The organism is Methylomonas methanica (assembly GCF_001644035.1).
GTDB lineage: Bacteria > Pseudomonadota > Gammaproteobacteria > Methylococcales > Methylomonadaceae > Methylomonas > Methylomonas methanica_A.
Genome location: NZ_LUUG01000139.1, coordinates 55,911 through 77,172 on the forward strand (window position 1 = coordinate 55,911; position 21,262 = coordinate 77,172).

Consider the following 21,262-nt stretch of genomic DNA (forward strand, 5'->3'; position numbering starts at 1 on the left):
AGCTAACTTTTACGGCTTTGCAGCTTACGTTTACGCATCACCAACGTCACGATGGGGCCGGATGCGGCGTAACCGACCGACAACAGAAATAGCATTCGCTGTGGTTGGGCCAATATGAAACTAATCACCAGCATGGCGATGATGGCAACAATGAACGGTACTTTGTTTTTAAAATCGATTTCCTTGAAACTGGAATAGCGGAAATTGCTAACCATCAGCAAGCCGGTACTGATGGTGGTCAGCAAGACCAGATATTTGATGTTTTCCACGTCATAGCCGTTTTCAACGCAGAACCATAAACCGCCGGCTAGAATAGCCGCTGCCGCCGGGCTGGGTAGGCCTTGAAAATAACGCTTATCAGCCACTTCCACTTGGGTATTGAAACGCGCCAAGCGTAACGCGCCGCCGGCCATATGTACAAATGCGGCGAACAGGCCGGCTTGACCCATACTGGATAGGGTCCAAAGATACATGACGATAGCAGGAGCGGCACCAAACGAGACCATGTCGGACAAACTATCGTACTGCACGCCGAATTCGCTTTGCGTGTTAGTCAGACGGGCAACCCGGCCGTCCAGCCCATCCAGCACCATCGCGATGAACATGGAAATAGCCGCTGTTTCAAACCGGCCGTTAATCGCTGACGTGATCGCATAAAACCCGGCAAACATGGCGCCCGTGGTGAACAGATTGGGCAGTAGGTAAATGCCACGATGACGCGTAAGCGGTTGCTTCTTGATCATAATGTGTCTACAAAGGTTGAAAAGTTGGCGGCATTGTACATGCTGAATATGACAGCTGCTTAACTAAATACCGGGCGATTGGCATCAAAATTTCCACAAAAGCAAGGCTTGCGGCACGTTGTCGTGCAGGCCTTTAATGCCGTATTTATTGTGCCAGTATTGATATTCGATACCCAAATATAGATGATTGCCGTTGCCCCATAAATCGCCAATATCCAGCCGTAACTGTGGTTGCGCCAAGGCCTGGCGATCGGCGCGGTCGCCTTTTTTGCCGATGAAGTCGGCGAAGCCTTCAAAACTCCATTTGCTGCCGGCGATTTCGAACGGCAGTTTCCATGTTGGCGTGATTTGCCAGGAGGTGCCGATGTCCGCTGGCTCCGTTACCCGCATTCGTAAGAAGTCTACATTGAAATAATCGAAGCCGGGTAGATCGAAATCCAATGTGACACCATACAGCCACGCCCGCGTGCCGCTCTGCGGGCTATCCATGTTTTCGCCCAAGTTAATGCCGCCGGTGGCTCCAAAGTCTTTGAATATGCCATATGACAGATTCAGTCCGCTGATTTTGCTCAAGCTGAGGGTGCTGTATGCCTCGCCGTAAAGATTGGTTTGCGAGGGTTGCCCCGATTCGGTAAACAGCGCATCCATAAAGATAAAGTTGCGGCCATACGCCCAGCCATGGACGTGGGTGACGGTGATGATAGACTGGCTAACGTCTTTGGGATTGAAAGGTTCGGCGTAATTGCTGCCGTGCAGATATTGAATCTCGCTGCTGCTCCAGTCAAAAAATTCGGCGAAGCAGGGGGGTGATGCAGCTAATGCCAGGGCTGCGGTTACGATGCCGAGATAAAACCGGTTTAAGCGATAGCGATTAGGCATTTGGCAAAACCCTGCTGGCAAAAAAAAGCCCATCATGTAGATGGGCTTTAATCCTAGCCGATAAGTTTAGTTTTTGCTTTTATCGACGATTTGGTTGGCCTTGATCCAAGGCATCATTGCCCGCAATTTGCCGCCAACGACTTCGATAGGATGCTCTGCATTCAGACGGCGACGCGCAGTCATTTCCGGGTAGCCGGTTTGGCCTTCAAGGATAAATTGCTTAGCGTATTTGCCTTGTTGAATGTCTTCCAGGGCTTGTTTCATTGCCCAACGGCTTTCTTCGTTGATCACTTTCGGGCCGGTGACGTATTCGCCGTACTCTGCATTGTTGGAGATCGAGTAGTTCATGTTGGCGATGCCGCCTTCGTACATCAAGTCCACGATCAGTTTCAATTCGTGCAAGCACTCGAAATAAGCCATTTCAGGCGGGTAGCCCGCTTCGGTCAGGGTTTCGAAACCGGCTTTTACCAGTTCCACCGCACCGCCGCACAATACCGCTTGTTCGCCGAATAAATCGGTTTCGGTTTCGTCACGGAAAGTGGTTTCGATAATGCCGGAACGGCCGCCGCCGATGGCAGAAGCGTATGACAAGCAGATGGCTTTAGCCATGCCGGATGCATCTTGATGAATCGCGATCAAGTCCGGAATGCCGCCGCCTTTAACAAACTCGGAACGCACGGTGTGACCAGGCGCTTTGGGGGCGATCATGATCACGTCCAGGTCAGCGCGTGGCACGACTTGGTTATACAAAATCGCAAAGCCGTGCGCGAATGCCAAAGCAGCGCCTTGTTTGATGTTGGGCTCGATTTCTTCTTTGTAAAGCTTGGATTGAAATTCGTCCGGGGTCAGGATCATCACCACATCTGCGCCGGCGATTGCTTCTGGGACGTCTTTTACGGTCAAGCCGCTGGCTTGGGCTTTGGCGACGGATGCCGAGTTGGCGCGCAAGCCGACAACGACGTCAACGCCTGAGTCTTTCAGGTTGTTGGCGTGCGCGTGGCCTTGTGAGCCGTAGCCGATGATCGCTACTTTTTTGCTTCTGATAACAGAAAGGTCGGCGTCTTTATCGTAATAAACTTGCATAGGTTTTCTCGTTGCTTGGTAAATAATAAATGTTACAGGTGTAAGCCTTTTTCGCCGCGGGAGATGCCGGTCGGACCGGAGCGCACCACTTCGATGATGCTGCCTTCCTCAAAGCCGTGGATAAAGGCGTCCAGTTTGCTGGATTGGCCGGTCATTTCCACCACGTAGCTGTTGGCGGTGACATCGATAATCTTGCCGCGGAAAATGTCGACCATGCGTTTTACTTCTTCGCGGGTATCGTGGCTGGTTTTGATTTTCACCAGCATCAATTCCCGTTCGATATGCGCCGATTCCGCTAAGTCGATCAGTTTAACCACATCTATCAGCTTATTCAGCTGCTTGGTGATTTGCTCGATGATTTCGTCGCTGCCGCTGGTGACCAAGGTCATCCTCGATAGGCTGGGGTCTTCAGTCGGCGCCACTGTCAACGATTCGATGTTATAGCCACGTGCGGAAAACAAGCCCGCCACCCGTGACAAGGCGCCGGATTCGTTTTCGATCAGGATAGAAATGATGTGTCTCATTATGACAGCTCCCTGTCTACCGGGGTGCCGGGCGCGACGCGCAATTTCATGTCGTGATGGCCTTTGCCTGCTTCTATCATGGGGTAAACGTTTTCGGTGCGATCGGTGATGAAATCCAGGAATACGGTTCTGTCTTTCAAGGCAAACGCATGTTCCAGCGCGCCGCGTACATCTTCCGGTTTCTCGATCAACATACCGACGTGGCCGTAGGCTTCCGCCAGTTTGACGAAGTCGGGGATGGTATCCATATAAGACTGCGAATAACGGCTCTCGTAGGAAAACTCCTGCCACTGCCGCACCATGCCCATGTAGCGGTTGTTCAGATTGATGATTTTAACCGGTGCGTGGTATTGCAAGGCCGTGGACAATTCCTGAATACACATCTGGATGCTGGCTTCGCCGGTAATACAGGCGACATTGGCTTCCGGAAATGCCAGTTTCACACCGATTGCCGCCGGCAAACCAAAGCCCATGGTGCCCAAACCGCCGGAGTTGATCCAGCGCCGTGGTTTATCGAAGTGGTAATACTGGGCCGCATACATCTGATGCTGACCCACATCCGATGTGACATAGGCTTCGCCATGGGTGACCTGATACAACTGTTCCACCACATATTGCGGCTTAATCACTTTGCTATTGCGGTCGTATTCCAGGCAATGCACATCGCGCCAGCTTTGAATCAGCTGCCACCAGGAATCAAGCGCCGATTTGGATGGTTTGATTTTGCTGTCTTTGATCAACTCAAGCATCTGTTCCAGCACCGGTTTTACATCGCCGACAATCGGCACGTCCACTTTAACGGTCTTGGAAATCGAGGCTGGATCGACGTCGATATGGATAATTTTTGCGTACGGACAAAACTCGGCCAATTTTCCAGTCACCCGGTCGTCAAACCGCGCGCCGACCGCCAGAATTACGTCACTTTCGTGCATCGCCATATTGGCTTCGTAAGTTCCGTGCATGCCCAACATGCCGACGAATTGTTTGTCAGTGGCCGGATAGCCGCCCAAGCCCATCAGCGTGTTGGTGATCGGATAACCCAATAATTGGGTCAATTCGGTCAATTCTTTATGAGCTTCGCCGAGAATCACGCCGCCGCCCGAATAAATCATCGGCCGCTGCGCGGTTAACAACATTTCCACCGCCCGCTTGATCTGGCCCTTATGGCCCGTCACTACCGGGTTATAAGAGCGCATGCTGATCTTTTTCGGGTACTTATAAGGTACCTTGATGTTCGGATCGGTCATGTCCTTCGGCACGTCGACCAAAACTGGGCCGGGACGGCCGGTGGTCGCCACGTAAAAGGCTTTCTTCATGGTTTCGGCCAGATCGTTGACGTCTTTGACCAGGAAGTTGTGCTTCACGCAGGGCCGGGTTATACCCACGGTATCGACCTCTTGGAACGCATCGCTGCCTATCACCGGCGACGGTACTTGTCCCGAGATGATCACCATCGGGATCGAATCCATATAGGCTGTGGCAATACCTGTGACAGCATTGGTTGCCCCTGGGCCCGAGGTGACCAGCACCACGCCAGGTTTGCCGGTCGCGCGTGCATAGGCGTCAGCCGCATGGGCAGCCGCTTGCTCGTGTCTGACCAGGATATGTTTCACTTCGTCTTGATGGAAAATGGCATCATAGATGTGCAAGACAGAGCCACCCGGATAGCCAAATACAAATTCGACACCTTCATCTTTAAGACATTGGACAAGTATATGTCCGCCACTGAGTTCCAATTTTACGTCCTCAAAAAACTAATCGATCGGGGAAATGCAGATTTTACAAAAAAGGTTGGATAAGCTACTGTTTTTGGCCCTTTTCGTCAAGGAAAACCAAGGGTTTTGCTTGGGTTTTCTTGCCTATGGATTGGTTTTGCCCTTGTAAGCTCGGTTGAATTTAAAAATAGCCGCTCCGGGACCGAGGCATTGTTTGACAGTTTACGCCACGACAACGAGTGGCGAGGATATAAAGGATATTTAAGCTGGATTACTTCAGTCTCGATCTGTTCAAACAAAATTATCCAGCTTGGCGGCTACTTAATTCGCCGCATGCATTTTCCTGGATGACCAAGCCTGACTGGAAAACCGCCGCATCATGGAAATACTGCATGGCATCGAAGCCAAGGCCGTAGCCTTGCGCGCCAACCATCCGGCCGGCGAACTGATGAGCATCGCCGCAGCCGCAGCCGACATCCAACTGCCCATGGAGCGGCCCCTTTACGCGCCGACGCTCAAGCCAAAGATCGCCGATATTGCCTTGGCGGATGGCGCGGATGACATAGGCGCCGCCGCGCTATTCTCGCAAGGAAGCCCAACTGGCCCATCACATCCGCCACGCCCTACAAGACAAACCGCAAATCACCCTGGCCGAATCTGCCGCACCAGACCCCTAAAACACGGCCTGGCCGAACTCGCCGCCTATTTACAACTCGGCGGCGAAAGCGTTAAAACCATGGTTGATGAAAACGCCGAAGACTTGATCGTCTGGCAAACTTCGGATGGCGAGGGGCGCGAATTAAGCCGGCAGGCGGGTTACCAAGGGTGATATTTGTCAGGTAAGCAAGCGACTTAGTCAGGACGGATAGAACTCTTGCCCTACGCGCCGAATATGCTCGCGCAAATCGGCATTATCGATCTGCGCGTAAAGCGATAAATCCAGTGTGTACGGCAGCAACAGATCGTCGATTTCCGTTTCGATCCGGCAGAGGTCTGCATAAGTCAAGCTTTCGCCGAATAGCGTCAAATCGATGTCGGAGCCGGGGCGATAGTTACCCTTGGCCCGCGAACCGTACAAAACCGCGCGTTCAACCTGTGGATGTTTGGCAAATACGCATTGAATCGCGCTGATAGTGTGCGGCTTTAAACCAAATCGGTCACACGCTTCGGGGCTAATCGCTGTCATCCGGCAAATTCCGTAGTTTCTGCTGCAAATGGACGAATAAGCCGAAAAAACGTTGCTTGATATTGGCGGCAATGGACTGAGCGGTTTCCTGGTTATACGTATGGTTGGTGCGATTCCGGTCGCGAATCATATCCATCCAGTTGTCACCGTCATCGATCAAACCCAGCTTGAATGCCAGGCGAGTGGCGTCCCGCGAGCCGTAAATATCCTGATGGCCTTTTTCCAGCAAATAATCGCGCAACACGTTCCAGGCCAGTTCATGGGTATATTCAAAGGCCTGGATCAGGCCTTGTTCTTCCAATTCGTTTAGTTCGCCTTTGTCGATGAATTTGGTCAACTGCGCCAAAGCGTTTTGATAATTGGCGAAGCGCTGTTTCCAGCGGATGTCTTGGTGCATAAAGAGTGAATCCTTGATTGTAAAGGCCTGTCGTTTTAGGTATGGCGGTTTCAGGTAAAGTCAGCTTAACGTGCGAGGATTCTTCATGACAAGCTAATCCTCTCGATTGCCCGGTGATTTTTATTCAAATCGTCTGGAAATTACTCCGTCAGCCCTCGTAGGGCGCATGAGCGGTAGCGTAGCGCCGCATGATTAAAAGCCAACATTCGGCGCAATATGGCTACGCCTATTGACGCCCTACGAATATGCCTTACGGCCTTTATCCACAGAGCAACAAATCGTTCCGAGTAAATCTCAGCTTTTATTGTTTGGAACCGGACAATCAGGGATGATATAGGGACCAAATAATCATGATCGTTAGGGGGAGTTCACCAATGACCGAGCTTGAAAAAATTTTTCTGACCTCAGCCGTTACCATTTGCGGCGGCTTGCTTGTTTATGTTGTTGGTCAACTTCTTTCCAAGTTCTTAATAGAACCTACCCATGAGTTGAAAAAAACGATTGGTGAAGTCAGATTTAACCTCGCGTTCTACGCACCCATTATTCATACGCCGATTTCGCGTAATCCTGAACGGTCTCAAGAAGCATATGAGGCTCTAATGAAAAGCTCTTGTGACCTGTTGGCAAGAGTAAATGCCATTCCGCTCTATTCAAACCTCTCAAGTTTTTCGCGAGGATTTCTTCCTTCAAAAGAGGCTATTGTTGAGTCGGCAGTGCATCTTCGAAGGCTTTCAACTTACGTTCACGAGACAGATTCCAAGGCAAACGACTCGCTCGATACAATTGCAAAACAAGTGGCTCGGATCGAGAAAAACCTAGGTTTGGAGCTGTTGGAATGAACAAACCACCTAACTCTGCGCTCAATCGAGACGCGCTTTCGGCGTGCCCCCGTTAGACCTTACAAGAATTGGAGCACTGAATTGTTTGAACGTTTCACTGACCCCATGACCGTAGTGAATCTTGCGCGGCAAGGAAACTTGGAGACGCTTCAGAAACTCATTCACGGTGGGTGCCGAATCGACCGTAGAACGACCTATGACCCTTGGATGACCCCATTGGATGCAGCAGCCGTTGTTGGGAATGCAGCATGTGCCGATCTTTTGCTTAGAGCCGGTGCGCCCTTGTGGGGCTCGTCTATCTTTGAAGCAATTCAAGTTGATTCGCGGCCTATTCTTGAGGTTTTTCACAGGCACGATGCGGTCTTCTTTCGGGATTTTCGGAAGGACAAAGAATTTTCCCCGAATCCACGCCTGAACCGTTGGCTGCTTCACTTCACCGCACTCGATTATGCGCTCTCGATAGGCGCAACTGCGTGTTCTGGGTTCCTTACTGAAGTCGGTGCCCAGAAAAAAGACAAATTCACTAAGTGCCGGCGCGGACACTACGCGCCCCTAATTAAAGACGAGTCGTTCGTGTCAGTTGTAGGCATGAATTTAGATGGCCTTTGTGAAGCCACCGAAGGCTATTACTGCGCTAAGTGTGAGGCGTTCGTCAGAGGTGCCATGTGAACAACAACGCGATAACGTGCGCTATAACTCGATAATCTGCGCCATAGGATGCTGCCGTTAGGCGCATCGTTCGCGACCGTTGCGTCCGCAAAACTCGACACAACTTATTTGCTGCAACGTACGTTATCGTGTTGTTTGGATAGATGTTGAAGCAAAGGCAGCAACGCGGGAATATCGGTCTGGATGATGCTCCAAAGGGTATCGTTGTCGATGCCGAGATAACCATGAATCAATCGGTTACGGGTGGCGATAATCATACGCCAGGGAATTTGCGGATTGCTTTCGCGAATTTAGCTAGGAATATGGGTCGCCGCTTTGCCGATCAATTCCAGGTTGCGCACCGTGGCATCGTAGTTCAATCCGCTATCGATAGATTGTGTTGAAAAAGGCTCTTTTCTGAAAAAAGTGCTTTTTATAAAAATTATTTAATATTAAAAACAATGGGTTAAAAATTAGGCTATTGGCAAAAATGGCCTAAAAACACCAAAAACCGACTTTTTCAACACAATCGATAAATTGCTGTTGCTCGAAGCCTTCGGTATAACTGAGTACTTTTTCGGCAAACGTCAGCATATCGTCCAGATAGAATAGCCACTCCCGCGTGGCGGTTTCAGACATCGATGGCTTCCTTTTCAATAAAAGGCCGCAATTCCGGACGCAAGGCTTTGTCGGTAACCAAATCCACTGGGCAGCCCAATTGATCTTCAAGATAAAATTGCACCCCGAAATAACGGGTGGAGGTGGCGGGGCCATCGAAGCCGACCAGAATGTCCACGTCGCTCTTGTCCCCGGCTTCGTCGCGCGCCGTGGAGCCGAATAAAGCCAGTTGCGTGACGCCAAACCGTTGCGCGACAACGGGTTTTATTTTTCTCAGTAGCTCTAACGCATGGTTCCGAGTCATAAGGTTTAGTTTGTTAATTTCGTAAAATTCGGCTTTCCCATTCGGCAAGCAATAGTAGCATTGAAAGCCAAAAATCAGATTGTCTCTGTTGGCTATGGTTTTACCCTAAAATACGCCCCATTCAACGCCTGCTCAATCAAAACGAAATAACCATGACCGAACCCGACCTAGAGATAGCGCCGCAATACGTCCTGTCGGCACTGGTAATTCCGTTGCTGAAAGGTGTGATTTACCAGGAAACCGACGGCGCATTGTGGCGTAGTACTGCAACTGGAGCGCGTCGGCTTTGCGTTATTGGCGGAACGGTTGGCGGAGCGGGGCTGCGCGAGTGCATGCGGTGACGGCGATCAGCAGTGAGTGAGCATTTCGTGGATGTTTGGCAGGGGAGGCTAAGCCTATCTGCCGATACATTAGCGCGTCTGGCGTCGCGATTATCGGGCGACGAAACGCTGAAGGCGCAAGCGTTCAAGTTTCCGACTTTACGTGATCGCTACATTGCCGCGCGCGGCTTGCTGAGAGAAACCCTGGCCGGCTATTTAGCGGTCGATCCGGCGGCTTTAACGTTCGTCTCCGGCCCCTACGGAAAACCGGCCTTGCTTGATGAAGCTTTGCATTTCAACATCTCGCATACCGCTGATTCGTTGTTAATTGCTGTCGCTAATTTCGCGGATATTGGGATTGATATGGAGGCGGTTAAGCTGCGGCGCAATTTTGAAAGTTTGGCGGAGCGTTGTTTTTCCGACCGGGAGTATCAGGGTTGGTGCGAACTGCCGGCGGAGTTGCAGGCAGGAGCATTTTATCGCTTGTGGACCAAGAAAGAGGCCTTTGTCAAAGCAGTCGGCCGTGGAATTGCTTTGGGGTTAGAGCAATGCGAATTCGCCTTGGGTAGCGGCGGGCAGTTAGTAGCTATTCCAGACGAGTACGGCCCGGCCAGTGCTTGGCTGGTTCACGAATTGGATGTCGATGGTACGGTTGCTCCGGCCCTTGACTATCGTCGTCCCGGCGTAGGCATGAGTTCAGTTGCTAAATTCGATTCCCGTTTTCGCAGGAATGAGGGTTCTGACGAGTTTAAGGACCGGGTTACCAATAGCTGTGCGGCACTTGTTACGCCGGCTTGCGGCTATGATTTGCGGCGTTTAGCGCTGTCAGCCGATTGAGGTGATCGCAAGATTCTGGCGGCTGTAGATATCCAAAATCCAATTGCCGGAACGGCAACTGCCGGATCTATCGGGTTTGTCCCGTCTATGTTGTTGCATTTGCCGGATATGTTGGGTTTACAACAAATACCCGTTCCCATTCTTAACGCTCCCAATCCAATAATCTCATTTTGCTGAGCCACGCATTGCGCTGGATTAGTCATTAAAAGCTGAATGCAGGCTTCGCTGCTGTAAATCAGTGTCTTGGAACGGGATTTGCTTAGTAGTCTAAAAATGGGTTACTTAGAGAGGTTGATATGACTATACACATTGCATCCATGATGCCGGACCGCGCGCTTGACGAGAGTGCAATCGCCAAAGCCATTATCAAAACTGCCGTCGATTTGGCAAGATTCCGCGAGGAGCCGATCCAGAAACGGGCGCCGATTCTGGATTTGATATTTCTACTACCCAGCCGCCAGGAAAAAGCCGATTTCGACGGCTTGCGACTGCATTCGTTCGATAAAGCCTCGCAGACTTTGCGGATAGAATGCGCCGTACCGGAAAAAATGGTGGCATCCACCCACGCCGAGCGCTTTGTGGTCGCGGTGATGCTGGATGCCATCGACGCCGCGACCGAATTTTTCACCGAACAGCGCATATTGTTCGATGCAATGGGGCATTTGGCGTTGGTGGAAGCGCTGGGAGCAAGTGAGCAATATGCGATCAATTGAATGATGATTGAGTTCGTTGCTAATTTGAGTGCGGTTTACGCCGGATCCGCTAAATCAAGCAAGCTAACCACATTTAGTTTGATCGCTAACCGCGTTAACTCGATGTCGCTGTTTACCCCCAGCTTGTTTTTGATCAGGTAATGACAGTTGCCGACGGTTTTCGGGCTGATGTTCAGGGTTTTAGCGATGTCGTCCTGTGTGTTGGCCTCGACCAGCAGGCGCAAAATTTCGAATTCTCTGGCAGTTAAACTATTCAGAGCCGTGGCTTCGTTGCCGAGTTTTTCCAAAGCCAACGCTTGGGCGATGTCGGCGCTGAGAATGTGCCTGCCAAGGTAGACATCTCGTATCGCCCGCAACAATATGTCCGGAGCGCTGCTTTTGCTTACATAACCCAAAGCGCCGGCGCGGCAGGCTTGGCGGGCAAAGCTGGGGTTTTGATGCATGCTGAATACCAGGATCCTGGCTTTGCGGTCGCGTTGTTTGAGGCGGCTTATCAATTCCAGGCCGCTTAAGCCGGGCATCGTCAAATCGGTAACGACCACGTCGGGTTGGCATTCCTTGTAAAGACAATAAGCGTCAGCGCCGTTCGAGGCTTCGGCAATGACCTTTAGGTCTGCTTGTTTGCTGATTAACGAACGGTAGCCTTCCCGGACTATAGCGTGATCGTCTACCAGCAAAATATTAATAGTGGTTTGCTTAGTCATTGGGTGCTCGCCGGCTGTTCCAATGGCAAGCTGGCTTGGATTATCAAGCCATGCGGCTTGGCTATGTGCAAAGCAAATCGGCCGTTTAAGGCGGCTATGCGTTCGCGCATGCCCAGCAAACCTATGCCATGGTCTGTGGCAAACGGCAGGGCGATGGCGCTGCCGTCGTCTTGTATGGTGAGCAAGGCTTCGGTGTTGTCGACTGCGAGCGTAATATCGGCTTGGCTGGCAGAGGCATGTTTGGCGATATTGCTGACGGCTTCCTGGGTGATGCGAAACAGGCTGATCGCCAGTGGCTCCGTTAGCGTTCTGCAATCGCCGATGATGTGCAGGCTATAGTGCGTCTTGCCTAGAAGGTTCCAGCTTGCTATCAGGCTACGCAGGCTGGCGTCCAGACCTAATTCCTCCAGTTCCGCCGGTCGTAAGCGCGTCAATAATCCCCGCACGCTTTGTTGCATGGCTTGGGTAAAGCGGGATATTTGCTCAGCTTCTATGACTAGCACCGGGCAATTTTGCTGCGCCGTTTGGGCGATGCTGGTGGCGACGGCGTGGATAGCGGTTAGGCATTGGCCGAATTCGTCATGAAGTTCCCGCGCCAGATAGCGGCGTTCCTCTTCCTGCAAGTTCATCAACATCACTGCCAGTTTTTGCCGTTCCACTAAGAGTTGTTGCTGATTGTCGGCGAGTTGGTTGATTGCCGTCGCGGTTTGCCGCCATTCCAGTAAGTCGAAATTCGGGAGCCGGAATGCCAAATCGCCCGAGCTGAGCCGGTTTAGTCCTGCCACAATAGCCTGAGCTGGAAGCAGGGCGCGGCTGACGGCTAAATAAACCAGCAGGCACACCGCCGTGATGGTTGCTGCCGACAATGCCAGTAAATCCCGGACGTCATCCCAAGCGCGGGCTATCGATAACTCGGCGCTAACCGAAACGGTTAATATCCCGTAAACCTGGCCGTGGTAGGTTATCGGCCGCTGCCAGTTAAAGTTTGGTTCGAAAGTTCGTCGGTATAGCTCAGCAAAATGCTTAGGGTAGTAATGAGTCGATAGGTCGATGCCTTTGCAGTAGTTACGCATCGTTTCTCCGTCATTAGCCAGATAGCTGGCGCAAATGCCCGGTTCGCTGCCGGTCTGTTTCCATAGATCAAAGTCCGGGAAGGGGTTGGCCGGTTTTTCCCCGGCGCTTAGTTTAAATAACTGGAGCTCCAGTTGTTTGCTCAGCGCGGCCAAGGTGTTTTGCGCTTGCGTTGCCGATTGTTGGGCGCTGCGTTGCAAGACATACGTCAGCGTGGCGAACAAACACAGTAAGGCTACCGCCGTGATGCGGGTTAACAAATAAAGTTTTAGATTCATGATCGCTTCGTCGCGCGCTAAAAAGCTGGGTTAGTCGTGTTTGGAAGGCATTTTAGGTAGTTGAGATGGCGCTGAATAGCGCGATGGTGAGACGCGGGCAATTTGCCCGAGTTTGCCGGGCAAATTTCGGCTGACCGGCTGCGGCGGCTTGCTTAAGCTGGGACCTTCTAAATCAGTTTAATTGGGAGATCAAAGATGCTTAAAACAGTGACTATAAGCAAAACCATGGCTATGCCGGCTGAAACAGTGTGGTCGGCGATAGCCGGTATCGGCGGTCTGGAACGATGGTTTCCAGTGATTGCTGCTTGTCGTGTTATAGGGGATGGCGTCGGCGCCCTACGAATTTTGACGTTGGCGGCGGGCGGGGAAATGACGGACAGAGTCGAGCTAATCGATCATTGTCACCGGCGTTTTCAATACAACCGCATCGAATCGCCGTTTGGGGTGAGTCATTATCTGGGCACGGTGACGGTTGGGGAAACGGTTGATGGCGGTAGCGTTGTGGAATGGATGGTGGAGATTGACGCGGAGCTTGTAAGCCAGGAACTGCTCGATTTTGTGCATCAGGCTATAACGGACGGCGTAGCTGGATTGGAGTGGGATTTGCTGGAGTCAGCAGCGTCAAGTTCGGCATCGGAGGCTTTATGACTAGCGTCCGATCAATAAAATACTTGTCGTTGGCTGCGGCTATTTTCTCCACGGCGGCCAATGCCGCGCCGCAGATAGCGGTTTTGGATTTTGAATTGAACGACATCACCTCGCTGCCGAACACGCCGGCGGAAATAACCCGCACTTCCAGTATGGCGCCTTTATTAATCGAAGCTCTAAGCCGGTTGGGTACTTATCAAATCGCGTTTGTCGATGCCGCTACCCAGAAAGCCGCCAACGCCAGTTTCGGCTATTTGTTCCGGTTTCACGATTTGGCGGCGGATTTAGGTCGGCGGCAGGGTGCTGATTGGGTGCTGGTTAGTCAGCACAGCAAGCCTAGCTTTTTGTTTTCGTATCTGTGGGTGTATTTGATCGACGTGAAGAAGCGAGCGGCGGTAGCGAGTTACGACATCGAATTGAAGGGGAGTCATCAGAAAGTCACTCAGCATGGCATCGATACCTTGGCAGGAAAGATCAGGGCTACGCTTGCCGCGGATAGCGTTAAGTAGTTTGGCGGGTTTCGACAGGCACAAAAAAAGCCGCTGAGTAGCGGCTTTTCTCTGTTCCCAATAAGAAACGCTTAACGTTTTGAGTATTGAGGACGTTTTCTGGCTTTGTGCAAGCCGACTTTTTTACGTTCAACTTCACGAGCGTCGCGAGTTACGTAACCGGCTTTTCTCAGTGACGGTCTCAAGGTTTCGTCGAAAACCATCAGTGCACGGGTCAGGCCGTGACGGATAGCGCCAGCTTGGCCTGATGGGCCGCCGCCGGTCACGATGATGTTGATGTCGAAATCACCGGTTTTACCCAACAACTCCAGGGGTTGTCTGGCAATCATTTCGTCGGTTTTGCGACCGAAATATTGTTCAACAGGTTGTTTGTTGATAGTGAATTTTCCTGAACCGATGGTGGCGTAGACGCGAGCTATTGCGCTTTTGCGACGACCTGTTCCGTAGTATTGAGCTGCCATAAACTATCTACCTGCTTAGAATTCTAAAACTTTAGGTTGCTGAGATTGATGATTATGCTCAGAACCTGCGTAAACTTTCAATTTTTTGAACATTGCACGGCCCAATGGATTTTTGGGCAACATGCCTTGTACGGCGGTGGTGATGATGCGGTCCGGGAAAGTTTGTCTTAACTTGCCCAAAGAAGCCGACTTCATGTTACCGACATAACCAGTGTGGCGGTAGTACATTTTGTCTTTTTCTTTGTTGCCGGTAACGCCGATTTTTTCGGCGTTGATGACGATGATGTAATCGCCGGTGTCAACGTGTGGTGTGAATTCGGGTTTGTGTTTTCCGCGAAGACGTCGTGCAATTTCAGTAGCAAGGCGACCTAATGTCTTTCCTTCTGCATCAATCACGTACCAATCGCGCTTAACTTCTGCGGGCTTTGCACTAAATGTTTTCATCTTTGCTTTTTAGTCTGTTGAGGCTATAAAAACCGTGAATTGTACTTAATAGGGCCGTTAACTTCAAGTCCCATTAAAGCTTAATTTTCAGCGAGTGTAGTTTTCGGTATAAATGCGTACGTTCCATACCGATAGCCGATGCCAGTTTGGCGACGCTGCCGCCGGTTTTTTCGAAATGATATTCCAGGTAAGATTTTTCGAAATGGTCGCGAGCTTCCTTGAGCGGCAAATTGAAAAACTCAGGTACATTCAGGCCCAGCTTGGGTTGTTCGGCAATCGATCCAAGGGCGGTTTTTACTTCGTCCAGCTCAATGTCGTCGCCGGCACCGAGTATCATCAGGCGCTGTACCAGATTACGCAATTCGCGCACATTACCCGGCCAGCTGTAATTACGCAAATAATTTTGCGCCGCCATCGAGAAACGCCGGAACGGCAGTTTTTCCTGGGTGACGAAATGATCGACGTAAAAATTCAATAAGCTGGGCACGTCTTCACTGTGTTCGCGTAGCGGCGGAATTTCCAGCGTCACCACATTCAACAAGTAATAAAGATCCTGACGAAAGCGGCCGCTGTTGACTTCTTCCTCCAAGGACATGCGGGTAGACGCGACGACGCGCACATCGACGCGAACCGCCTGACTGCCACCAACCCTTAAGAATGAGCTGGATTCCAGCGCGCTAAGCAAGCGGGTTTGGGTTTCCGGGTCCATGCCGCCGATTTCGCCCAGAAATAGCGTGCCGCGATGGGCCTGTTCCAGGAGGCCCCGGTAAACCCGGCCATTATCTTCGCGGCCGAAAAATTCCACTGCCGAGTTTTCCGGCGAGATACTGCCCACTGACACGTCAACAAAGGAGCCATCGCGCCGCGAACTGTTGTTGTGCAAATAGCGGGCGAACATTTCCTTACCGACCCCGGCTTCGCCGACGAATAACACGCGGGCGTCGTGCTGCGCCAAGCGTTTTAATTTGTCCTTGGTGCGTTCCACCACCGCGCTTTTGCCGACCGGATCCACGCCTATCATCAGCTGTTGTTTCAAGCCGGCGTTCTCCCGCTGTAAGGAACTGGTCTCTAACGCGCGTTCTACGATCAACAGCAACTTGGCCAGCGACAGCGGTTTTTCCAAAAAGTCGTAAGCACCAAGTCGAGTCGCTTCCACCGCCGACTCCACCGAGGCATGCCCGGACATCATGATTACCGGACACAGCGCGTCGTCTTCACTAACCCATTCCCGCAGCAGGGTGATGCCGTCGCTGTCCGGCATCCAGATATCCAGCAGGATCAGATTAGGCGGGCGCTGATTTTTGAGGGCTTTGGCCTCTGCGGCGTTTTCCGCCATAGCGACGTCGTAGCCTTCATCTTCGAGAATTTCCGACACCAATTGACGAATGTCCTGTTCGTCATCGACCACCAAAATATACGGTGCTTGCTTATTCATTTAAAGTTCCCAAATTCAAAAACCGGCAGCTGGAGTAAAAACCCCGCGCCGTCATTATAAGACGTATCCACCCAAATCACCCCGCCATGTTCTTCAACAATCTTTTTGACTATGGCCAAGCCCAGGCCGGTGCCTTTGGCCTTGCTGGTCACGTAGGGGTCAAATATGGTTTCAAGCTGTTCCGCGTTCAGGCCGTTGCCGTTATCGTAGATGCCCAATTCAACATAGTCGGTGTTGTTGCGGCTGACTTTAGCGATTTTGATCTCGATGCGGCAGGGCACCGTGGTGGCCTCTTGGGCGTTTTTGATCAAATTGTGCAGCACTTGGCGCAGGCTGACCGGATCCGCTTCGACCAACACTCTGTCACTGGCGAATGCCGTACTGAAAATGATGCCCGATGGCAGGTACAAGGCCATGACTTCCTGAATCAAATCGACCAGATTGATTTTTTCCACCTGTTTCTTGGACGGGCGGGCGTACTCGGAAAAATCGTCCACCATGCGTTTCATCGCTTCCACCTGCTGGACAATGGTGCGGGTGCCGCGTTGCAGAAACACGGCGGAACCGTCCTGCAATTCCTTGGAGAGCTTGTGCTGCAAACGCTCGGCCGAGAGTTGAATCGGTGTCAACGGGTTTTTAATTTCATGCGCCAGACGCCGTGCCACTTCGCCCCAGGCCGCGTTTTTTTGTGCCTGAATCAGGTCGGTGACATCGTCGAATACCACGACCGCGCCGGTACGGGCGCCATGCTGCGAGAACAGCGGCGTACCCCGACACAATAGTTCTTGGCGCCCATTGGGTCCCAGAAACACGATGCGTTGCTCCCAAATATCGTCGGCTTTTTCCAACAGGCTTTGGATTGCATTCAGTACATCGGCCAGTTCGCTGTGCATGGTCGCCAGGGTCGGCAACGTCTCCCCAACAAAGTGGCTGACCGGGATATGCAAAATCCGGTAGGCGGCTTGATTGGCGGTGCGGATGTAAAAGGCCGCGTCGAAACTGATCACGCCGGCAGTCAGATTTGCCAGGATGGTTTCCAGATAGGCACGCTGGTTTTCCACCTCCAGGCCGGCGGCGCGCGTTTCGTCACGGGAGCGGGCTATGCGACGAGTCATCTGATTGAAAGATTCCACTAAAAAGCCCAGGTCGTCCTGATTCATTACCGGCAGTTGCTGCTGATAATCGCCATCGGCGACCGCTTGCGTACCTTTTACTAGCTCTTTAACCGGTGCGACGATGTTGCGGATACTGATAAAGGCTACCCAAATGGCCGCCAGCAGGCTGAGCAGTAACACTAGCAACAGGATCAGGGAGAAGCTGGTCTTCAGTGAGTCGCGCAGGAAGTTCATTTCCTGATAACGAATGAAGGCAAATTCTATCGAGTCGGCCAGGTCGGTTACCCGTACCGGAATCGGAAACAAGACTTGCAAAAATCGGCTTTGATCCGCTTCGATAGCGACGATGATACGCACCAGCATTTCGTCGTTATCGCCGGGGTCGAAAGCAAAATACTCCTTATTCTGCCGCAGCAACAGCCAGATTTGCTCGTCCGGCAGATGCGGAAGAATATCGCTGGGATTGACGCTGCTGGACGCTAATACCCGGCCTTGGTTGGAAAATACCGCAATCTCCAGCGCCCCGGAGTCTGCCCACAGCGAGCCGACTTCCATGGCAATCAAAGCTTCCGATTTGTCGCGGAGTTGATCGGCCATTTGCTTGGTTTGCTTGATATGCCAGGTCATGCGTTGATTCAGCGAGGATTGGCTCAACTCCAGCGCATCGTCCATGGCCCGATCGATTTCCACATTAAACCAGCTGTCTATACCTTGATGTAGGAATTGCACGGAGAAATAAAACACGATGGCGGCGGGCGCCAAAGCCAGTAAGACGAACAAGGACACCATGCGCGTGGTAAGCCGGGAGCCGGCTTCTTTTTTCTTCAGCTCTCGTACCAGCGAATAGGCGTTGAAAGCGACCAAGCCGAGCAGAATTACCGATCCCAGCGTGTTGATCACCAACAGCCAGGAATACATTTCGCCGAGCTCCGACGATTCCTGGGTGGCGCTGCTCATCAATTGCAGCGACAGCAATACGAAGCCGAACAGCAGAATGATGGTGGCGCTGGCCGGTAGTTTTATTTTTGAATAGGCCATGTGTACCAAACGCTAGAGAGAAACCAGCGGTTATCGAGATAGGCGACCGGACGCAGCGGTATCGGCAGCAGTTCGCGGTTGAACTGGGTTTTTACCGCTAACAGGTAGGGTTTATCTGCCGACAAGAGTTCGGCGGGAATTGGCGTGCTGTCGTGCACGGCCGCCATGAAATTCATCGCGGCGCTCAAGGTTAAAAACATTTCGCTGCGGTCGAATGGAGTTTGCACCACATATTGATTCAGCAAAGCATGGAATTGTAGGCTGTAAGTCAGCTTGCGGTTATGGATTCTCGTGTCCCACAGCACGCCGGGCTGGCGCAGCTCTATCGTTACCTCCCAGGTCAGTCGCACACCTTTGTGTAACGCTTCCTTGGCGGTCGGGCTGAGCCGGTAATCGATATGAGTTTGCACGGTATAACCGTGATCGGTATGTTGCAACTCGGCGTAATCGATGCGCGCGGCGTAATCGCTGGCTTTAACAAGGCCTGGCGCAAGTTGCAGGCAAAGCATCAATATCCCGTATCTAAGCGGCTTTATGAAGCTTGGCATAATAAAAGCCGTCCATTTGCCGGTCGCCGGTGATGATTTGCCGGCCGTGTGGCCGCGCAATGCCCCAATGCGCGTCGATGCGAATTTCGCTGGCGTCGGCGTGTTCGGCAAGGAATGCGGCAATTTGCGCTTCGTTTTCCTGTTTCAACACAGAGCAGGTTGCATACAGCAAGATGCCGCCCGGTTTCAGTAATTGCCAGGCCTTAGCGAGAATCTTGGCTTGCAAAGCTTGCAGTACACCAATATCGTCCGCGCGACGCAGCAACTTGATGTCGGGATGGCGGCGGATCACACCGAAGCCGGAGCAGGGGGCGTCCAGCAGTATCCGATCAAATTGGCGGTTGTTAGCCCACAACGCCGGCTGACTGGCGTCGGCGGCTAAGGTCTCGGCGTGCAAGTTTAAACGCTGTAAATTGTCCGTAACGCGTTGCAGACGTTGTTGATCGACATCGACCGCCAACAGGCTGGCCAAGGCCGGTTGGCGCTCCAAAATGGCGGCGGTTTTGCCGCCCGGCGCGGCACATAAATCCAGCACCTGCTGGCCGGGTTGCGCGTCGAGCAGTTCCGCCGCCAGTTGCGCGGCCGTGTCTTGTACCGATACGCGGCCTTGAGTAAACGCCGGCAATTGCTCGACGGCCAAGGCTTGGTCCAGCCTTATCGCGGTCTCGCAACAATCTACCGGTAGGGCGGCGATGCCTTGCGCGGTGAGTTCGTCCAGATAGGCCGCTCGGCTACCTTGCTGCAGATTGACGCGCAAAGCCATCGGCGGCGCTTGATCGTTGGCGTGCAGGATTTTTTCGTAATGCTCCGGCCAATCATGCTTGAGCAAATCGACTATCCAGTCCGGATGATTGTGGTGGGCCTGACTGTCCCCGGCACAGGTCTGCCGCAAGGTTTCGGCATCGCGCAAATATTGTCTGAGTATCGCGTTCACCAAGGATTTAGCCCAAGGTTTGTGGCTGGTGGCGGCTACCGTTTCCGACACGGCGGCGTGCGATTTAACCCGCATGTGTTGCAGTTGATACAGGCCGATCAGCAGCAAGGCTTTAATGTCGCCGTCTTTTTGCTTCAGTGGCTTGCTGAGCAGGCGGCCCAGCATAAAATCCAATGCGTAAAAATGCCGGATCACCCCGTAGCACAAGGCCTGGACGAAAGCTCGGTCTTTGCTGTCCTTGAGTTTAGCTAGGCCGTGTTCCAGCGCGGCGGTAAGCGATTGACCGTCGTTGAGGACGTGGCCGAGGATCTGTGCCGAACAGCCGCGCAGATTCATGAGCCAAGCATGACGCGGTCGGAGGGGTGGGCATTCATAAAATCCTTGCCGGCTATGCGTTTGCCGCCGGGGAGTTGTACTTCCAGTAGGCGCAGTACGCCGTTACCGGTCGCTACGTCCAGCGCGTGTTCCGCGCAACTGACGGTGCCGGGGTCTTGCTCGGCGGTTTTATCAAGCACCTGGCTGCGCCAGACGCGCAACACTTGGCCTTGATAGAGGGTTTGTGCCACCGGCCAGGCGTTCAGACCACGTACTTGACGATCCAGTTCTACCGCGGAGTTTTGCCAGTCCAAGTTCGATTCCTGCTTTTCCAGTTTGTGGGCGTAAGTAACCAGGGCTTCGTCTTGCGGTTCGGCTTGCAGCGACCCATTGGCTATCTGGTCGACCACTTTAACCAGCCCTTCGGCGCCCATTTGCGCCAATTGATCGTGCAGGCTGCTGGAGGTGGCGTCGGTGCTGATTGGGCATTCGGCTTTATAAAGCATGTCGCCGGCATCGAGTTTTTTGACTACTTTCATGATGGTGATGCCGGTTTTGGTATCGCCGGCCATTACGGCCCGATGAATCGGCGCCGCGCCGCGCCAGCGCGGTAATAGCGAGCCATGGACATTGATGCAGCCGTGTTTGGGAATCTCCAATACCGCTTGCGGCAGAATTATACCGTAAGCCACGACAACCATTAAATCGGCATCCAGTGCCGCTAATTGCGCAATTGCTTCGGGGCTTTTGAAGTTTTCCGGCTGATAAATCGGAATGTTGGCGGCTACGGCCAGTTCCTTAACCGGGCTGGCGGTCAGCTTGCGGCCGCGTCCGGCTGGCCTGTCGGGCTGAGTATACACCGCACAGACTTGATGCGGTGAATCCAGCAGGGCCTGCAAGGTGGGAACCGCAAAATCCGGCGTACCGGCGAACACGATTTTCATGGGATGTCCTTA

Annotated in this window: 27 protein-coding genes; 8 read left to right on the forward strand and 19 right to left on the reverse strand. The window is 52.4% G+C overall.

The features are described from left to right. Positions 1-2: 2 nt before the first annotated feature. The 5 genes from pssA to A1332_RS24295 form a co-directional block, all read right to left on the reverse strand. Positions 3-743, reverse strand: a complete 741-nt coding sequence (gene pssA, locus A1332_RS24275; RefSeq protein WP_064010954.1) for a CDP-diacylglycerol--serine O-phosphatidyltransferase — start codon at positions 741-743, stop codon at positions 3-5. A gap of 84 nt (positions 744-827) precedes the next feature. Continuing rightward, on the reverse strand, positions 828-1,622 hold the full coding sequence (locus A1332_RS24280) for an outer membrane protein OmpK (RefSeq protein ID WP_064010955.1): 795 nt from the start codon (positions 1,620-1,622) through the stop codon (positions 828-830). A 66-nt stretch (positions 1,623-1,688) separates the two neighbouring features. After that, the gene (gene ilvC, locus A1332_RS24285) at positions 1,689-2,705 is read right to left on the reverse strand and encodes a ketol-acid reductoisomerase (protein ID WP_064010956.1); all 1,017 of its coding nucleotides are present in this window, start codon (positions 2,703-2,705) and stop codon (positions 1,689-1,691) included. Between the two features lie 32 nt (positions 2,706-2,737). Continuing rightward, positions 2,738-3,229 (reverse strand): acetolactate synthase small subunit, encoded by a 492-nt coding sequence (gene ilvN / locus A1332_RS24290; protein WP_020482951.1) that lies wholly within the window; start codon positions 3,227-3,229, stop codon positions 2,738-2,740. Then, entirely contained in the window at positions 3,229-4,965 is a 1,737-nt protein-coding gene (locus A1332_RS24295; RefSeq protein WP_064010957.1) for an acetolactate synthase 3 large subunit, read from the reverse strand. Before A1332_RS24295 ends, ilvN begins: the two co-directional genes overlap by 1 nt. A gap of 358 nt (positions 4,966-5,323) precedes the next feature. Here A1332_RS24295 and A1332_RS24300 point away from each other — a divergent pair, with 358 nt between their 5' ends. Continuing rightward, positions 5,324-5,773 (forward strand): DUF3375 family protein, encoded by a 450-nt coding sequence (locus tag A1332_RS24300; protein WP_064010958.1) that lies wholly within the window; start codon positions 5,324-5,326, stop codon positions 5,771-5,773. Positions 5,774-5,800: 27 nt separating this feature from the next. Here A1332_RS24300 and A1332_RS24305 read toward each other — a convergent pair whose 3' ends face one another. Both A1332_RS24305 and A1332_RS24310 read right to left on the reverse strand, forming a co-directional pair. After that, the gene (locus A1332_RS24305; RefSeq protein WP_064010959.1) at positions 5,801-6,130 is read right to left on the reverse strand and encodes a nucleotidyltransferase domain-containing protein; all 330 of its coding nucleotides are present in this window, start codon (positions 6,128-6,130) and stop codon (positions 5,801-5,803) included. Beyond that, a complete protein-coding gene (locus A1332_RS24310; protein ID WP_064010960.1) occupies positions 6,117-6,527 on the reverse strand; it encodes a nucleotidyltransferase substrate binding protein in 411 nt (136 codons plus the stop codon). Before A1332_RS24310 ends, A1332_RS24305 begins: the two co-directional genes overlap by 14 nt. Before the next feature lie 374 nt (positions 6,528-6,901). Here A1332_RS24310 and A1332_RS24315 point away from each other — a divergent pair, with 374 nt between their 5' ends. After that, complete coding sequence (locus tag A1332_RS24315; protein ID WP_064010961.1) at positions 6,902-7,366, forward strand: hypothetical protein; 465 nt, start codon at positions 6,902-6,904, stop codon at positions 7,364-7,366. An 81-nt stretch (positions 7,367-7,447) separates the two neighbouring features. Then, positions 7,448-8,035: a hypothetical protein gene (locus A1332_RS24320; RefSeq protein WP_157204113.1), complete on the forward strand. Its 588-nt coding sequence runs from the start codon at positions 7,448-7,450 to the stop codon at positions 8,033-8,035. 104 nt (positions 8,036-8,139) lie between these two features. Here the strand turns inward: A1332_RS24320 and A1332_RS26230 are convergent, their stop codons facing one another. From A1332_RS26230 to A1332_RS24330, 3 genes are all read right to left on the reverse strand, one after another. Beyond that, positions 8,140-8,325 (reverse strand): DUF86 domain-containing protein, encoded by a 186-nt coding sequence (locus tag A1332_RS26230; protein ID WP_269454679.1) that lies wholly within the window; start codon positions 8,323-8,325, stop codon positions 8,140-8,142. A 184-nt stretch (positions 8,326-8,509) separates the two neighbouring features. After that, positions 8,510-8,653 (reverse strand): hypothetical protein, encoded by a 144-nt coding sequence (locus A1332_RS25160; protein ID WP_197491553.1) that lies wholly within the window; start codon positions 8,651-8,653, stop codon positions 8,510-8,512. Then, on the reverse strand, positions 8,646-8,936 hold the full coding sequence (locus A1332_RS24330) for a nucleotidyltransferase family protein (RefSeq protein WP_064010963.1): 291 nt from the start codon (positions 8,934-8,936) through the stop codon (positions 8,646-8,648). The genes A1332_RS25160 and A1332_RS24330 overlap by 8 nt, the downstream gene beginning before the upstream one ends. Positions 8,937-9,088: 152 nt before the next feature. On the opposite strand from A1332_RS24330, the gene A1332_RS25520 reads away from it, so the two are divergent. The 3 genes from A1332_RS25520 (at position 9,089) to A1332_RS24340 (ending at position 10,806) form a co-directional block, all read left to right on the forward strand. Continuing rightward, on the forward strand, positions 9,089-9,277 hold the full coding sequence (locus A1332_RS25520) for a hypothetical protein (RefSeq protein WP_157204114.1): 189 nt from the start codon (positions 9,089-9,091) through the stop codon (positions 9,275-9,277). Between the two features lie 12 nt (positions 9,278-9,289). Then, positions 9,290-10,093, forward strand: a complete 804-nt coding sequence (locus A1332_RS24335; protein WP_064010964.1) for a 4'-phosphopantetheinyl transferase family protein — start codon at positions 9,290-9,292, stop codon at positions 10,091-10,093. A 296-nt stretch (positions 10,094-10,389) separates the two neighbouring features. Beyond that, positions 10,390-10,806, forward strand: coding sequence for a hypothetical protein (locus tag A1332_RS24340; RefSeq protein ID WP_231886686.1), 417 nt, complete (start codon positions 10,390-10,392; stop codon positions 10,804-10,806). 35 nt (positions 10,807-10,841) lie between these two features. On the opposite strand, the gene A1332_RS24345 is transcribed toward A1332_RS24340, so the two are convergent. Both A1332_RS24345 and A1332_RS24350 read right to left on the reverse strand, forming a co-directional pair. Next, positions 10,842-11,510, reverse strand: coding sequence for a response regulator transcription factor (locus A1332_RS24345; RefSeq protein WP_064010966.1), 669 nt, complete (start codon positions 11,508-11,510; stop codon positions 10,842-10,844). Then, complete coding sequence (locus A1332_RS24350) at positions 11,507-12,859, reverse strand: sensor histidine kinase (RefSeq protein ID WP_064010967.1); 1,353 nt, start codon at positions 12,857-12,859, stop codon at positions 11,507-11,509. Before A1332_RS24350 ends, A1332_RS24345 begins: the two co-directional genes overlap by 4 nt. Positions 12,860-13,054: 195 nt before the next feature. Between A1332_RS24350 and A1332_RS24355 the strand changes: the two genes are divergently transcribed. Both A1332_RS24355 and A1332_RS24360 read left to right on the forward strand, forming a co-directional pair. Next, complete coding sequence (locus A1332_RS24355) at positions 13,055-13,507, forward strand: SRPBCC family protein (RefSeq protein WP_064010968.1); 453 nt, start codon at positions 13,055-13,057, stop codon at positions 13,505-13,507. Further along, a complete protein-coding gene (locus A1332_RS24360; RefSeq protein WP_064010969.1) occupies positions 13,504-14,016 on the forward strand; it encodes a DUF2380 domain-containing protein in 513 nt (170 codons plus the stop codon). The genes A1332_RS24355 and A1332_RS24360 overlap by 4 nt, the downstream gene beginning before the upstream one ends. A 71-nt stretch (positions 14,017-14,087) precedes the next feature. Here A1332_RS24360 and rpsI read toward each other — a convergent pair whose 3' ends face one another. The 7 genes from rpsI to fmt all read right to left on the reverse strand — a co-directional run bounded on the left by rpsI (position 14,088) and on the right by fmt (position 21,250). Continuing rightward, positions 14,088-14,477, reverse strand: coding sequence for a 30S ribosomal protein S9 (gene rpsI / locus A1332_RS24365; protein ID WP_020482942.1), 390 nt, complete (start codon positions 14,475-14,477; stop codon positions 14,088-14,090). A gap of 15 nt (positions 14,478-14,492) precedes the next feature. Beyond that, positions 14,493-14,921, reverse strand: a complete 429-nt coding sequence (gene rplM / locus A1332_RS24370; protein ID WP_020482941.1) for a 50S ribosomal protein L13 — start codon at positions 14,919-14,921, stop codon at positions 14,493-14,495. A gap of 73 nt (positions 14,922-14,994) precedes the next feature. Further along, on the reverse strand, positions 14,995-16,356 hold the full coding sequence (locus A1332_RS24375) for a sigma-54-dependent transcriptional regulator (protein ID WP_020482940.1): 1,362 nt from the start codon (positions 16,354-16,356) through the stop codon (positions 14,995-14,997). After that, positions 16,353-18,509 carry a sensor histidine kinase gene (locus tag A1332_RS24380; protein ID WP_064010970.1) on the reverse strand — a complete coding sequence of 719 codons (2,157 nt, stop codon included), beginning with the start codon at positions 18,507-18,509 and terminating at the stop codon, positions 16,353-16,355. Before A1332_RS24380 ends, A1332_RS24375 begins: the two co-directional genes overlap by 4 nt. Beyond that, positions 18,491-19,057 (reverse strand): DUF4390 domain-containing protein, encoded by a 567-nt coding sequence (locus A1332_RS24385; RefSeq protein ID WP_033194154.1) that lies wholly within the window; start codon positions 19,055-19,057, stop codon positions 18,491-18,493. The genes A1332_RS24380 and A1332_RS24385 overlap by 19 nt, the downstream gene beginning before the upstream one ends. Continuing rightward, positions 19,032-20,327, reverse strand: coding sequence for a 16S rRNA (cytosine(967)-C(5))-methyltransferase RsmB (gene rsmB, locus A1332_RS24390; RefSeq protein ID WP_064010971.1), 1,296 nt, complete (start codon positions 20,325-20,327; stop codon positions 19,032-19,034). The genes A1332_RS24385 and rsmB overlap by 26 nt, the downstream gene beginning before the upstream one ends. Then, positions 20,324-21,250, reverse strand: a complete 927-nt coding sequence (fmt, locus tag A1332_RS24395) for a methionyl-tRNA formyltransferase (RefSeq protein WP_064010972.1) — start codon at positions 21,248-21,250, stop codon at positions 20,324-20,326. The genes rsmB and fmt overlap by 4 nt, the downstream gene beginning before the upstream one ends. Between the last annotated feature and the right edge of the window lie 12 nt (positions 21,251-21,262).

Excerpts from the sequence above, each read along its gene's own strand:
- pssA (WP_064010954.1), bottom strand. The coding sequence starts at position 743 with ATGATCAAGAAGCAACCGCTTACGCGTCATCGTGGCATTTACCTACTG.
- A1332_RS24280 (WP_064010955.1), bottom strand. The coding sequence starts at position 1,622 with ATGCCTAATCGCTATCGCTTAAACCGGTTTTATCTCGGCATCGTAACC.
- ilvC (WP_064010956.1), bottom strand. The coding sequence starts at position 2,705 with ATGCAAGTTTATTACGATAAAGACGCCGACCTTTCTGTTATCAGAAGC.
- ilvN (WP_020482951.1), bottom strand. The coding sequence starts at position 3,229 with ATGAGACACATCATTTCTATCCTGATCGAAAACGAATCCGGCGCCTTG.
- A1332_RS24300 (WP_064010958.1), top strand. The coding sequence starts at position 5,324 with ATGGAAATACTGCATGGCATCGAAGCCAAGGCCGTAGCCTTGCGCGCC.
- A1332_RS24305 (WP_064010959.1), bottom strand. The coding sequence starts at position 6,130 with ATGACAGCGATTAGCCCCGAAGCGTGTGACCGATTTGGTTTAAAGCCG.
- A1332_RS24310 (WP_064010960.1), bottom strand. The coding sequence starts at position 6,527 with ATGCACCAAGACATCCGCTGGAAACAGCGCTTCGCCAATTATCAAAAC.
- A1332_RS24315 (WP_064010961.1), top strand. The coding sequence starts at position 6,902 with ATGACCGAGCTTGAAAAAATTTTTCTGACCTCAGCCGTTACCATTTGC.
- A1332_RS25160 (WP_197491553.1), bottom strand. The coding sequence starts at position 8,653 with ATGTCTGAAACCGCCACGCGGGAGTGGCTATTCTATCTGGACGATATG.
- A1332_RS24330 (WP_064010963.1), bottom strand. The coding sequence starts at position 8,936 with ATGACTCGGAACCATGCGTTAGAGCTACTGAGAAAAATAAAACCCGTT.
- A1332_RS25520 (WP_157204114.1), top strand. The coding sequence starts at position 9,089 with ATGACCGAACCCGACCTAGAGATAGCGCCGCAATACGTCCTGTCGGCA.
- A1332_RS24340 (WP_231886686.1), top strand. The coding sequence starts at position 10,390 with ATGACTATACACATTGCATCCATGATGCCGGACCGCGCGCTTGACGAG.
- A1332_RS24345 (WP_064010966.1), bottom strand. The coding sequence starts at position 11,510 with ATGACTAAGCAAACCACTATTAATATTTTGCTGGTAGACGATCACGCT.
- A1332_RS24350 (WP_064010967.1), bottom strand. The coding sequence starts at position 12,859 with ATGAATCTAAAACTTTATTTGTTAACCCGCATCACGGCGGTAGCCTTA.
- A1332_RS24355 (WP_064010968.1), top strand. The coding sequence starts at position 13,055 with ATGCTTAAAACAGTGACTATAAGCAAAACCATGGCTATGCCGGCTGAA.
- A1332_RS24360 (WP_064010969.1), top strand. The coding sequence starts at position 13,504 with ATGACTAGCGTCCGATCAATAAAATACTTGTCGTTGGCTGCGGCTATT.
- rpsI (WP_020482942.1), bottom strand. The coding sequence starts at position 14,477 with ATGGCAGCTCAATACTACGGAACAGGTCGTCGCAAAAGCGCAATAGCT.
- rplM (WP_020482941.1), bottom strand. The coding sequence starts at position 14,921 with ATGAAAACATTTAGTGCAAAGCCCGCAGAAGTTAAGCGCGATTGGTAC.
- A1332_RS24375 (WP_020482940.1), bottom strand. The coding sequence starts at position 16,356 with ATGAATAAGCAAGCACCGTATATTTTGGTGGTCGATGACGAACAGGAC.
- A1332_RS24380 (WP_064010970.1), bottom strand. The coding sequence starts at position 18,509 with ATGGCCTATTCAAAAATAAAACTACCGGCCAGCGCCACCATCATTCTG.
- A1332_RS24385 (WP_033194154.1), bottom strand. The coding sequence starts at position 19,057 with ATGCCAAGCTTCATAAAGCCGCTTAGATACGGGATATTGATGCTTTGC.
- rsmB (WP_064010971.1), bottom strand. The coding sequence starts at position 20,327 with ATGAATCTGCGCGGCTGTTCGGCACAGATCCTCGGCCACGTCCTCAAC.
- fmt (WP_064010972.1), bottom strand. The coding sequence starts at position 21,250 with ATGAAAATCGTGTTCGCCGGTACGCCGGATTTTGCGGTTCCCACCTTG.